Annotated in this window: 10 protein-coding genes; 2 read left to right on the top strand and 8 right to left on the bottom strand. The window is 58.1% G+C overall.

Translation table 11 applies throughout. The features are described from left to right. Positions 1 to 10: 10 nt before the first annotated feature. From QCD60_RS17205 to QCD60_RS17215, 3 genes are read right to left on the bottom strand one after another with little or no spacing between them, the layout of a single operon-like run. Positions 11 to 1,117 (bottom strand): ABC transporter ATP-binding protein, encoded by a 1,107-nt coding sequence (locus tag QCD60_RS17205; RefSeq protein ID WP_279787400.1) that lies wholly within the window; start codon positions 1,115 to 1,117, stop codon positions 11 to 13. Next, positions 1,105 to 2,883: an iron ABC transporter permease gene (locus QCD60_RS17210; RefSeq protein WP_279787403.1), complete on the bottom strand. Its 1,779-nt coding sequence runs from the start codon at positions 2,881 to 2,883 to the stop codon at positions 1,105 to 1,107. Before QCD60_RS17210 ends, QCD60_RS17205 begins: the two co-directional genes overlap by 13 nt. Continuing rightward, a complete protein-coding gene (locus QCD60_RS17215; protein ID WP_279787405.1) occupies positions 2,883 to 3,866 on the bottom strand; it encodes an ABC transporter substrate-binding protein in 984 nt (327 codons plus the stop codon). Before QCD60_RS17215 ends, QCD60_RS17210 begins: the two co-directional genes overlap by 1 nt. 183 nt (positions 3,867 to 4,049) lie before the next feature. Between QCD60_RS17215 and QCD60_RS17220 the strand changes: the two genes are divergently transcribed. After that, complete coding sequence (locus QCD60_RS17220; protein ID WP_279787407.1) at positions 4,050 to 4,814, top strand: DeoR/GlpR family DNA-binding transcription regulator; 765 nt, start codon at positions 4,050 to 4,052, stop codon at positions 4,812 to 4,814. 75 nt (positions 4,815 to 4,889) lie between these two features. Here the strand turns inward: QCD60_RS17220 and QCD60_RS17225 are convergent, their stop codons facing one another. The 5 genes from QCD60_RS17225 to xseA all read right to left on the bottom strand — a co-directional run bounded on the left by QCD60_RS17225 (position 4,890) and on the right by xseA (position 10,891). Continuing rightward, positions 4,890 to 5,579, bottom strand: a complete 690-nt coding sequence (locus QCD60_RS17225; RefSeq protein ID WP_104156625.1) for a response regulator — start codon at positions 5,577 to 5,579, stop codon at positions 4,890 to 4,892. 46 nt (positions 5,580 to 5,625) lie between these two features. Then, positions 5,626 to 7,062 (bottom strand): ATP-binding protein, encoded by a 1,437-nt coding sequence (locus QCD60_RS17230; protein ID WP_279787409.1) that lies wholly within the window; start codon positions 7,060 to 7,062, stop codon positions 5,626 to 5,628. Between the two features lie 566 nt (positions 7,063 to 7,628). Further along, complete coding sequence (locus QCD60_RS17235) at positions 7,629 to 8,687, bottom strand: alkene reductase (RefSeq protein ID WP_279787411.1); 1,059 nt, start codon at positions 8,685 to 8,687, stop codon at positions 7,629 to 7,631. Positions 8,688 to 8,796: 109 nt separating this feature from the next. Then, entirely contained in the window at positions 8,797 to 9,105 is a 309-nt protein-coding gene (locus QCD60_RS17240) for a helix-turn-helix transcriptional regulator (protein ID WP_104156622.1), read from the bottom strand. 382 nt (positions 9,106 to 9,487) lie between these two features. After that, the gene (gene xseA / locus QCD60_RS17245; protein ID WP_279787936.1) at positions 9,488 to 10,891 is read right to left on the bottom strand and encodes an exodeoxyribonuclease VII large subunit; all 1,404 of its coding nucleotides are present in this window, start codon (positions 10,889 to 10,891) and stop codon (positions 9,488 to 9,490) included. A 216-nt stretch (positions 10,892 to 11,107) separates the two neighbouring features. On the opposite strand from xseA, the gene guaB reads away from it, so the two are divergent. Further along, entirely contained in the window at positions 11,108 to 12,580 is a 1,473-nt protein-coding gene (gene guaB / locus QCD60_RS17250; protein WP_279787414.1) for an IMP dehydrogenase, read from the top strand. Positions 12,581 to 12,680 lie beyond the last annotated feature (100 nt).

Consider the following 12,680-nt stretch of genomic DNA (forward strand, 5'->3'; position numbering starts at 1 on the left):
TGTGCTGCTCTCAGGCCACACTGGCCAGGGAAGGGCGAGTGCTGCCTGCAGGTTGTTCCTGCAGACGCCAGCCCTGCCGGACCGTGATCGCGATCTGTGCCCCTGTGGGCAGGCCCTGCCAGTGGTAAGCCTGAAGGCTCTGACCGTCCTGCAGCCGCAAGACAAACTGGTAGCGTTCACCCTTGAACACGCAATGAGTCACGGTAGCCGGCACCCCAGCGGGATCAAGCTCCACATGCTGGGGGCGAATCAGCACTTCCTCTGTCGCGGAGGGCTTGTTCTGCAGGGCCGCCAGTGCCTGCTGCACCTGAGCAGAGGACTGCAGGCGTTCACTGCTGCTCAGTGGCAAACGCACTACACTGCCCTGACCAATAAAGCCTGCTACCCAGGCATTTTGCGGACGCTGATAGAGCGCTTCCGGCGCGTCCCACTGCACCAGCTGGCCTTTATGCATGACGGCAATGCGGTTGGCCAGTGCCATGGCTTCGGCCTGATCATGGGTGACGTAAATAAAAGTGGCGCCGGTACGACGATGAAAGTCACGAAAGCTGTCTTCCATCGATGCGCGCAAATGGCGATCGAGGTTGGCCAGTGGCTCATCCAGCAGCACGACTCTGGGCTCTGAAGCCAGGCAGCGCGCCAGGGCAACACGCTGGCGCTGGCCGCCACTGAGGTCCTGCGGGCGCCGCTGGGCGTAGGGCTCCATCTGCACGGTGGCAAGCGCGTCGCGTACCCGACGCTGATAGTCGCTGCCTTTATAGCCCTTGAGCTTGAGTGGATAGCCGACGTTGTCAGCCACCGTCATGTGAGGCCACAGGGCATAGGACTGAAACACCATGCTCATGTTGCGCAGCTCCGGCGGCAGCTGCTGATGGTCACTGGCCAGCACGGTTGAGCCAAGACTGATACGGCCTGAGCTCAGGGTGTCGAAACCGGCAATCATGCGCAGTGTCGTGGTCTTGCCACAGCCGCTGGGGCCGAGCAGGGCAACAAAGCTGCCTTCCTCGATCTCCAGATTGAGATTGTCGACCACGGTCTGTCCGGCAAACTCCTTGTGTACGCCATGCAGGTGCAGGCCCCGGGCCGGTAAGTCCGAAGAGGGGATCAGCGTTGCCATGGAATCACTCCTTGTGGCAGATAACGGCCAAGCAGGTTGAGTACGGTCATCAGGGCAGCAACCAGAGCGACGATCATCACCGCCACCGCTGATGCCAACACCGCATCTCCGCTTTCGTCAAGATTGAAGATCAGTACGCCCAGGGTTTCATTGCCTGCACTCCACAGCAGCGCGGAGACGGTCAGTTCATTGACGGCGGTAAGAAATACCAGCAGGCAGCCTGCAAAGGCAGAGGGCGCCAGCAGCGGCAACACAATACTGAACAGACGCTGCAGCAATCCGGCCCCGGCCAGTTGTGCTGCTTCTTCCAGAGCAGGGTCCAGTTGCAGCATGGAGCTGTGCACGGGTTTCAGGCTGACGGCCAGAAAACGGGCGAGATAAGCCACCAGAATGATGCCAAGACTGCCGTACAGGCTGATATTCAGCCAGGGCAGGGGGCGGGCGAACAGCAGAATACAGGCAATGGCCAGCACCACGCCCGGCAATGCATAGGGCACATCAATTGCCGCATGCAGCCAGTGCATGAGTGGGCTTTGGCGGCGTGCCAGCAGATAGGCCAGCGGCAGGCTGATCAGCATCAATAGCAGGGCCGCCACGGTTGATAGCAGCAGGCTGTTACCCAGCGCGCGTAGCGTTGCGCCCTGATGGCTGAGCATTTCCTGATAGGCAGCAAAAGTCAGGCTGTGCCAGTTCAGCGGCACACCCAGTGCGGGGACCAGCGAGCTGGTGATCAGGGCCAGCAGTGGCAGCAGCAGAATCAGCAGCAGAGTCAGCGCTAACGCAAGCTCCATCCACCGGCGCCAGCGTCCCAGCTGGAAGTCCAGTGCCCGTCCGGCCATGCCCAGCAGTGGCAGCGCCTGCTGACGCTGAATCCGATTTTGCAGGGCGACGCCTGTGAGCGCGACCACGCCGATCAGCACCGACAGGCTGGCGACGTCACTGAGCATATCAGCGCCAAAGCTGGCCATCTTCTGATAGATCAGCGTCGGCAGGACGTAGTAAGAAGCCGGGATGCCGAGCATGGCAGGAATGCCGAAGTTGCCCAGACAGGAGACAAAAGCGATGGCCGCGCCGGTCCACAGGCCGCCACGACACAGGGGCAGCAGGATATCCCACAGGACCCGGCGCTGATGGGCGCCGCTGAGGCGGGCGGCTTCAATCAGTTCACGAGGAATGGCCAGCAAATGGGTACGTAATGCCAGAAACACCAGCGGCGCGTGCTGAATACCCAGCAACAAAGCAACCCCCTCGGCGGAGTACAGCGGTTGCGGGCTGCCCAGCGGCGGGGCAATGCCGAGGGTGTTTAATAACGGGCTGGCCGGACCGGATAACTGCAGCCAGCTCAACGCGGTTACCTGCGGCGGAATCATCATCGGCAGCATGAACAGGAAAACCCACAGACTGCGGCCACGCACATCGGTCAGGGTGAGAATCAGGGCGAACAGCCCCCCGAGCAACAGGGCCAGTGCGGTGCCCAGCAGGCTGGTATAGAGGCTGTGCTCCAGCGCTGTCCAGGTCGCCGCACTGCGCAGCATTCTGATAAAGGGGGCATCCAGGCCCTGCTGCCAGCCTTGCAGGGCTTGCCATAGCAAACGCAGGCTTGGCAATACACTGAGCAGCAGGATGATCAGCAACAGTGTATAGAGCAGCGCTTGCTGGCTGGCGGGGGCCGACGGGGTGCGCCGATACCACCCGAGCAGCAGGCCGCTCCCGCGACCGGTGGTCGCGGGAGCGGCGAGAGCGCCTGAAGAACGATCTGTCATCATTACTGGGCGCCAAAGATATCAGCGAACTCGGTTTTATCCTGCTCAGCCTGCTTCAGCGCCAGTGCGGTATCGAAGGGCAGCAGTTTGATACTGGCACGCGCGGGGAAGCCTTCGGGGACGGGCATGTCATTGTGGGCAGGAATATAACCCTGGCTCAGCACCAGTTGTTGACCCTGTTGTGACAGCACAAAGTCGACAAACTTCTTCGCGGCGGCCAGATGCTTGGCCTGCTTCAGAATAGCGACCGGCTCAGTGACCATGCTCACCCCTTCTTTGGGGAAGACGAAATCGATGGGAGCACCCTTGGCCTTCTCACGGATCGCCATGTAGTCCACCAGCATGCCGTAGCTCTTGGTGCCGGAGGCCAGCGCCTTGAGCACGCCGCCATTACCCCCCTGGGCCATGGTGTCGTTGTTTTTCAGTGCCTTGTAATAGTCCCAGCCAAAGGTCTTGTCGTTGGTCAGTGCTGCCAGATGAATCAGTGCGGCACCGGAATACAGAGGGCTCGGCATGGCTACCTGACCCTTGGCTTCAGGCTTGGCCAGATCGCTCCATGAGGCGGGCTGCATGGCGGCCTTGGTGTTGTAGGCGATACCAGTGGTGATCAGCTTGGTGCCGTAGTAGTAGCCTTCCTTGTCATACAGGGCCGGATCATAGTGGCTGCGCTCGGCGCTGAGATAAGGCTGTAGCTGGCCATCCTGCTTCAGCGATTCCATCGACACGCTGTCAGCGATCAGCAACACGTCGGCCTTGGCGGCATCAGCAGCCATTTCCGCACGCAGCTTTGTCATCAGTTTGGTAGTACCATCGCGCACCCATTCCACGTCGATATCAGGATTGGCCTTTTTGAAGGCATCGACAGTGGACTGGGCATCAGTGTTGGGCTGGCTGGTATAGAGCACCAGGGTGTCCTGAGCCTGGGCCGACAGGCTGGTGCTGGCACACAGAGCCAGAGTCAGGGCGGTCACGTAACGAATGGACATGTCTATCACTCCCGGAAGCAGGCACGCAAAGGGCCGGTTCAATGGTTGCAGGGTGGTATTGCCGTCTTTCGTTACTGAGGTTAGCGAAGGGTTTTTACATTTTTATGAATATTATCTTTCGTTTGATTGGTTAATTGTTTTCGTTTTATATAAAAACAGTCTTGAGGAGATGAGGGATAGCAGATGTTGACACTGGAACAGCGCCGACGGGCCATCGTCGATCAGGTGAACCAGTCCGGCCCTCTCAGTGTAGAGCTGCTGGCGGAGCAGTTCGGGGTGTCGATTCAGACCCTGCGCAGTGATATCCGCGGGCTGACTGAACAAGGGCTGCTGTTGCGTCGTCACGGGCAGGTGGCCCCCTTTCCCAGTCGCGAAAATATCAGTTTTGAGCAGCGGGAAATTCTCAACATTGAGGGCAAGCAACGTATTGGTCAGGCGGTGGCCGCTCAGCTGGAGGACTATCAGGTGGTGTTTCTTGGCACGGGCACCACGGTGGAGCAGGTTGCCCGCGGGCTGATGGAACATCGCGGTCTGCATGTGCTGACCAATAATCTGCACGCGCTGCGCTATTTGTGCCTGCATCCCGATTGTGAACTGACCATTGCCGGTGGGCGGGTACGCAAGCGTGATCAGGATGTGATCGGCGGCGAAGCGTTACGGTTCTTCCAGCGCTATCGGGCCGATGTCGGTGTGGTGTCGGTGGGCGGAATAGGTGCTGATGGCGCGCTGTACGACTACAACGATGATGAGGTGCTGGCCCGTGAGGCACTGCTGGCGAGCTGTCGTATCCGTATTCTGGCGGTAGACAGTACCAAGCTGGGGAAGGAGGCCACCTGTCAGGTCGGGCATATCACGGATTTTGATCTGGTGATCTGTGATCAGCCGGCACCGGGTGTACTGCAACAGGTGGTTGCTGCCGACCGCTGGCTGGTCGCCGGTACAGACTGAAAGAAGGCTGTGTAAAGTGAGGGCGACTGCTCGGCGGAGCTGTTTAGCTCCGCCGTGACAGACGTGTTGTGTGGCTTAACCGGGCAGGTCGAACCGGTAACCGGCACCGTAGACTGACTGAATCAGCAGGGTATTGGGGATCAGCTGCTCGATCTTGCGACGCAGCTTCTTGATATGGCTGTCGATGGTACGGTCGCTGACGATACGGTGATCGCCATAGATACGCTGCATGATCTGCTCTCGGGTAAAGATACGTCCGGGTGACTGGTACAGCACCGACAGCAGCTGAAATTCCACCTGTGTAAGCTCGACATGGCGGCCCTGATGGGTCGCGCGCATGCTGTGCGGGTCCAGCGTCAGGATGGACTCCTGGGCTTCGCTGCTGTTGGGTTCGGCCAGCAGCGACTGGCGACGCAGGATAGCTTTAACGCGGGCTACCACTTCGCGTGGGCTGAAGGGTTTGCAGATATAGTCATCGGCACCCATTTCCAGACCGATAAGCCGGTCAATCTCTTCCACACGTGCTGTCACCATGATGATGGGCACGCTGCTGAACATGCGGATATCACGGCACAGGCTCAGACCGTCTTTGCCGGGGAGCATGATGTCGAGCAGAATCACGTCGGGGCTGTTGGCCTTGACCCAGGCTTCCACCTCATCACCGTTGTCGATGTGGTGGCAGTCATATCCTGAGCTGCTGAGATAGTCAGTCAGCAGCTGGGCCAGCTTGGGTTCATCTTCGACGACCAGAATTTTGTTTGGCATCCCGTCACTCCAATCAAGTTAAGTAAATAGTCGTTTATGCAGTAATTCAGGTATCCAGCGGGAGCTTCACATGTATCCATACTCCCCCCAAGGGTGAGGGGCGTGACTCAATTGTGCCGCCATGAGCCTCCACGATGTTGTGGCAGATACTCAGCCCAAGGCCGGCGCCGCCGTAGGCGCGGTTACGCGAACCTTCACCACGGAAAAATCGTTCAAACATGCGTGGCAGGTTTTCCGGCTCTACGCCGGGGCTGCTGTCCATCACGTTAATCTCTGCCCAGTCGTCCGCGACCGCCACACTGACCCGACATTGCCCGGGGGCGTCGGTATAGCGCGTCGAGTTACTGAGCAGATTGGTAAACAGCTGGCTCAGACGGCGGTAATCAGCTTTCAGTGGAATATGAGTAATGGTGCCCACGTCGAGGCTCAGATCGAGGTGCTTCTCTTCGAAGCTGTGCCGGCTCGATTCCACACTTTGTTCCAGACACTCAACCAGATCAATATCTTCCATGCGGTAGCTGACCACGCCACGGTCACTGAGCGCGAGTTCGTACAGGTCATCCACTAGGCGTTTGAGCTGCTGAGTCTCATGGTGAAGTGATGCCAGACTCTGCTGATTGAGAGGGCGGATGCCGTCCTGAATGGCTTCAATCTCGCCTTGCAGGATGGCCAGCGGTGTCCGCAGCTCATGGGCGATCCCCGCCATCCATCGACGCCGGCCTTCTTCGTTTTCCTGCAGGGTCTGCGCCATGCGGTTGAAGTCCTTGGCCAGACGGCCAATCTCATCTTTGGAGCGGTTGTTCAGGCGGATGGAGTATTCGCCGTTCGCCAGTTTATGGCTGGCATTACTCAGAGCCTTGAGGGGCCGGGTCAGACGCTGGGCGACAGGCCAGGCCACCAGCGTCGCAATAAACACGGTCACCAGCGCAAGGATGACAAAACTCTGAGTTTGTTCCTCGGTAAAAGCCTGATCGCGCATATGCAGCATTTCCGGCTTCATGACCACGCCGATAAAACCTGTCAGCTTGTGTTCACAACTGATGGGATAAAAGTCTGACGGGCGCTCGTTATTGCTGCTGCCGGTCAGCCAGTTTTTTTGTGGGTCATAGAGTGAAAGACGCGCTTCGAAGGGGGTGTCGCCGTCATTGAGGCTGGCATTGCTCCAGTCTGGCAGGGGCTCATTGGTGCGGCTTTCATAGTCGTCCAGTGCCTTGACGATAATGTCGGCATCGACGTTGCCCGCGTAGCGCACGCGGCGCCACAGGGCGGCATTGTCTACCACCGGCGTCCAGGAATTGCTCTGTTGATAGAGCAGGCAGGCTTCCTGAGTGACCTGCTGGATGCGGCTCTGCTCCTGTGAATGCAGATAGTCGATAAAGCCGCGCTGAAAACTCCACTGGAATACGACAAAGGCTGTCATCACGACGGCGGCGATGGTCGCCAGCAGGACCAGAAATACTTTGAGTTTCAGACTGTTGATCATGGCGCGTCGCTGAAAAGGATTGATCGGTCGGTCATTGTGCCCAGACTTGCTGCGCGGCCACCCTCGGTGACTTGCTGAGGTTCCGCGTGCGGTACAGCTACCTGAGCGCTTTACGGAGGCCGTGAAGCTCAGACAAATGTGCAGTCAAGAACCTTCCGGTGGCGTATCTGACCGACCAATCTGCAAATCGTTCCATATTGGGGTAAAGGTCGGGCAAGTATGTGCTGTCGTGCATCATACAGGATGAAATGAGGGGATGAGGAAAGGAATGTGAAACTTGCTGGCGCCGTCCGCACACTGCGGCAGAAAACGTAGCGGACCAGAAAAAAGAAGCCCCGCAAGAGCGGGGCTAAGAACCGTGATTAGCTTTGATGAGAGAAAACAACCTATGACCGCCGGGCTATGTGCAGCAAGCGAACTTGCTGAAGGGGTGGAGGCATGGGTAATTGCGTTCCCTGAAAACGCATACTAGGGAGCTGGTCTCCGTTTGTCAATGCTAATGATAATAATTTTCATTTATTTTTGTGTTGTGGCTCAGCGAAACGGGCTGGACCGTGATCCGCTTCTCAGTTGGCACCCAGCGTTGGGTAGCTGGTATAGCCCTCTGCACCAGCACCGTAGAACGTGCTGGTATCGGGTGTGTTCAGCGCTGCTCCCTGTGCAAAGCGCTCGGGCAGGTCAGGGTTGGCAATATAGGGTACGCCAAAGGCAACTGCATCGGTCACACCGCGCTCAATGGCCGCTTCAGCGGAGGCGGCGGTGAATTTTTCATTGGCAATGTAGACGCCACCAAACAGGTCTTTCAGCTTAGCGCCAAGACTGTCATCACCTTCCGCTTCGCGGGCACAGATAAAGGCAATCTTGCGTTTGCCCAGTTCACGGGCGACGTAGGAGTACACCGCTTCGCGATCACTGTGCCTGATGTCGTGTGCATCGCCGCGCGGAGACAGGTGCACACCCACGCGATCCGCTCCCCAGACACTGATAACCGCATCAGTGACTTCCATCAGCAGGCGGGCACGGTTTTCTACGGGGCCACCATACTGGTCATCACGCAGGTTACTACCGGTGGCGAGGAACTGCTCCAGCAGGTAGCCGTTGGCGGAGTGCACTTCGACACCGTCAAATCCTGCGGCTTTGGCATTGATGGCACCCTGACGATAGGCCTCGACAATGCCGGGCAGCTCTTCGGTCGCCAGCGGGCGCGGAGTGACGAAGGCTTTTTCCGGGCGCACCAGGCTGACATGACCGGCAGGCTGCACAGCACTGGGGGCGACCGGCAATTCGCCGTCGAGATAGATGGGGTCAGAAATGCGGCCAACGTGCCACAGCTGCAGCACGATACGGCCACCTTTGGCATGCACTGCCTCGGTTACCTGGCGCCAGCCTTGTACCTGTGCCTCGTTCCAGATCCCCGGAGTGTTGGGATAACCCACGCCCATGGGCGTGACGGAGGTGGCTTCGGTCAGGATCAGGCCAGCACTGGCACGCTGAGTGTAGTACTCCGCCATCAGTGCATTGGGAATCCGGCCTTCATCGGCACGGCAACGGGTCAGCGGTGCCATGACAATACGGTTGGGGAGTTGCAGGGCGCCGACTTGCAGAGATTCAAACAATACGGACATGGGGTACTTTCCTCGTTTCTTGCCATCAAAGAGCATCAGTTCACCGAAGCAGGGGGACCTCTTGCGGTGCTCGCTCGTTCAGTAACACATCAATGGTTCAGTTCCCGACTCACAGAGTGGCACTGAACGTTTGTAAAAAGGCCTGGATCACTGGTTCATTGCGCCGGAAGTAGATCCATTGGCCAATCTTCTGGGTCGTGACCAGATCTGCCCGCTGCAAGGCGGCCAGATGGGCTGATGTCGTCGACTGAGACAGACCGGTCTGCTGGAAGATCATTCCTGCGCAAACACCCAGCTCCAGTGGAGTGGCCTGGGTGGCGAACCAGTGTTCAGGCTCCTTAAGCCACGCCAGTATCTGGCGTCTGACCGGGTGGGCCAGTGCCTTGACGATGGCGTCGATATCAGGGCTTGAGTTCATGGGGCATGCTCACCAGTGTTTGAGTATTTCTGTATATCGCGATATTGCGAAATAAATATCGTCAGTTTTGGAAATTAAAAGGGCGCGAGTTGTGTCTAAGTGTTTCTTGTTGAGGGAGGCGTCAGCACCTGCCATTGCAGAACAGCGGGCAGTCTGCCAGCGCAGCGCGTGCAGAGGTGTCGGTAAGCGAGAGGATATACAACGCCGGAAAAAAGAAGCCCCGCGATGGGGCGGGGCTAAGAACCGTGATTAGCTTTGATGAGAGAAAACGACCAGTGACCAGCACGCCATGAACATCATGGTGTAATACAGCTGCATCGCGTTTCCTGTGGGCCATAGTGGCAAAGCAGGGAGGTGATGTCAATGCTAATGAGAATGGTTTTTATTTATTTTTATCAACGGTCAGGTGGAGTTGCCCCTCCGCCAGTCGAGCCAGCAGCTGCTCACCTTCCCTGACCTCGCTGGCGCGGCGAATCACTTGGCCACGCTCGTCCTGCAGGATGGCGTAACCGCGTTCGAGGGTGGCAAGCGGGCTGACCAGATGCAACTGCTGCATCACCGTGCGCAGCTGCTCCTGTGTCGTGCTGATCTTTTTATTGCCGCTGTCAGTGACTGCCATGGTCAACTGATCAACCCGCTGTTGCTGCTGTAACAGGCGGTCACTGATGCTGCGTTGCAAGCGCTGCTGCAAGCCCTGCAGCTGCTGACGCTGGCGGTCAAGGCGTCTGGCCGGCGCCTGAAACTCCAGACGGTGCTGCAGTTGCTGCAAACGCTGCCGCAGCTGGGCATGATGACGCTGCTGCAAGCGCTGCAGGCGTTGCTCGTAGTTGTCCAGTCGTTGCTTTTGTGTGTTCAGATACTGGCGCGGGTCACGCAGCCGGCGCTGAGTCTGTTGCAGCAGATGCTGGCGGGAGCGCAGCTGTCGGCTCCAGCCATCCCGCAGGCGCCGCTGCAGCTGCGTCAACCTTTGCTCCCACACCTGCTGATCGGGGGCGACCAGTTCCGCCGCCGCTGACGGCGTAGGGGCGCGCAGATCGGCAACAAAATCGCTGATAGTTACATCGGTCTCATGCCCGACAGCAGAAATTATCGGGATGCGGCTGGCGAAGATGGCGCGGGCGACAATTTCTTCGTTGAACGGCCACAGGTCTTCCAGCGAACCACCACCACGACCGACGATCAGCACATCACACTGATTCAGCTGGTTGGCCAGCTGAATAGCGCGAACAATCTGCCCGGCGGCCTCATTGCCCTGTACCGCGACCGGGAACAGCTCAACCGGAATGGCCGGGCAACGCCGTTTGAGCACGGTCAGGATATCTCTGACTGCTGCTCCCGTCGGTGAAGTAATCACACCGATCTGCTGTGGCTGGGTTGGTATGGGCTGTTTATGCTGCTGCGCGAACAGCCCCTCGGCCCCCAGTCGCTGCTGCAACTGTTCAAATGCCTGTTGCAGACTGCCAAGTCCTGCAGGCTCTATCCGCTCGCCGATCACCTGAAAGTCACCCCGAGGTTCATACAGGCTGATGCGGCAATACAAATTGACCTGTTCACCGTTGCGCGGACGGTAGCGAGAAAGCTGATTGCGATTGCGGAACATGGCACAGCGAATCTGCGCCTGATGATCCTTGAGGGTGAAGTACCAGTGGCCGGAGCCGGGGCTGCTGAAATTGGAAATCTCACCGGTGACAACCACCACCATAGGGAAGCCCTGCTCCAGAATCAGTCGGGCCTGATGGGTCAGCTGGCTAACGGTGAGAATGACACTGGTGCTGGTGGACATGATGGGTTCCGTGAGAGATCAACCCGGCGACCATACCAGCTCATTGCCACTACTTGAAGTCAGCGCTGTCGTACCACACAAGAAGGCACATTCACCGCCCACATGGATGCCGTCTTCTGGGTAGCAACTGATCAGATGTTGATTGTGCCGTCCGGGAAAATCGGGATATAATGTGGCGCTTCTTTTAATCCCTCTCCTCGATATACAGGCAGGCGGACTATGTTGCGTATCGCTCAAGAAGCACTCACCTTTGACGATGTTCTATTGGTGCCCGGTTACTCAGATGTCCTTCCCAAGGATGTCACCCTCAAGACACGGCTTACCCGTGAAATCACCCTGAACATCCCACTGGTGTCCGCTGCCATGGATACCGTTACCGAAGCGCGTCTGGCCATTGCTCTGGCTCAGGAAGGCGGCATCGGTATCATCCACAAGAACCTCACCATCGAACTGCAGGCGGAAGAAGTCCGCAAAGTGAAGAAGTTCGAGAGCGGTGTGGTGAAAGATCCCGTTACCTGTAGCCCTGAAACCACCGTACGTGAAGTACTGGCCATGGTGCGTCGCTACAGCTTCTCTGGCTTCCCAGTGGTCGACAAGGGCGAACTGGTTGGTATCGTGACCAGCCGTGACGTGCGCTTTGAAGACAATCTGGATACGCCTGTTACCAAGATCATGACTCCCAAAGAGCGTCTGGTAACCGTAAAAGAAGGTGAAGCACACGATGTGGTCATCGGCTTGCTGCGCAAGCACCGCATCGAGAAAGTGCTGGTCGTTGACAATGAATTCCGTCTGCGCGGTATGCGTACCGTGAAAGACATGCACAAAGCTGAAGCCTTCCCCAACGCCAGTAAAGATGCTGATGGCCGCCTGCGCGTAGGTGCTGCGGTAGGCACCGGCGCTGATACAGGTGACCGCGTGGCGGCACTGGTTGAGGCTGGTGTGGATGTGATCGTGGTGGATACTGCGCACGGCCACTCCAAAGGCGTTATTGACCGCGTTCGCTGGGTCAAGGAAAACTTCCCTCAGGTACAGGTTATCGGCGGCAACATCGCTACTGCTGAAGCGGCACTGGCGCTGGCTGAAGCAGGTGCTGACGGCGTCAAGGTCGGTATCGGCCCAGGCTCTATCTGTACTACCCGTATTATCGCTGGCGTAGGCGTTCCGCAGATCAGTGCGGTGGCCAACGTAGTAGAAGCCATGCAGGAAAAAGGTATCCCCGTCATTGCTGACGGCGGTATCCGTTTCTCTGGTGATCTGGCCAAAGCCATCGTTGCTGGTGCCAGCGTGGTCATGGTCGGCGGTCTGCTGGCCGGTACCGACGAAGCGCCCGGTGAAGTGGAACTGTTCCAGGGCCGTACCTTCAAGTCTTACCGTGGCATGGGCTCACTGGGCGCCATGTCTCAGTCTCAGGGCTCTTCTGACCGCTACTTCCAGGACGCCAAAGCCGGTGTTGAAAAGCTGGTACCGGAAGGTATCGAAGGTCGCGTTCCCTGCAAGGGCCCGCTGGCCGCAGTGGTTCACCAGCTGATGGGTGGTCTGCGCTCCTCCATGGGCTACACCGGATGTGCCAACATTGAAGAAATGCGTACCAAGCCACAGTTTGTGCGCATCACCAATGCCGGTATCAACGAAAGCCACGTACACGATGTGACTATCACCAAGGAAGCACCCAACTACCGTATGGGTTCATAACACCTCCGTGCTGGGGGAAGGCATATAAGTGCCACCCCGGTTCAGGTGACTTGGGTCGTATTCAGGACTGAGTGGTTTGCCTGCTCAGTCGTAAATTCTG

The organism is Pokkaliibacter sp. MBI-7 (assembly GCF_029846635.1).
Classification (GTDB): domain Bacteria; phylum Pseudomonadota; class Gammaproteobacteria; order Pseudomonadales; family Balneatricaceae; genus Pokkaliibacter.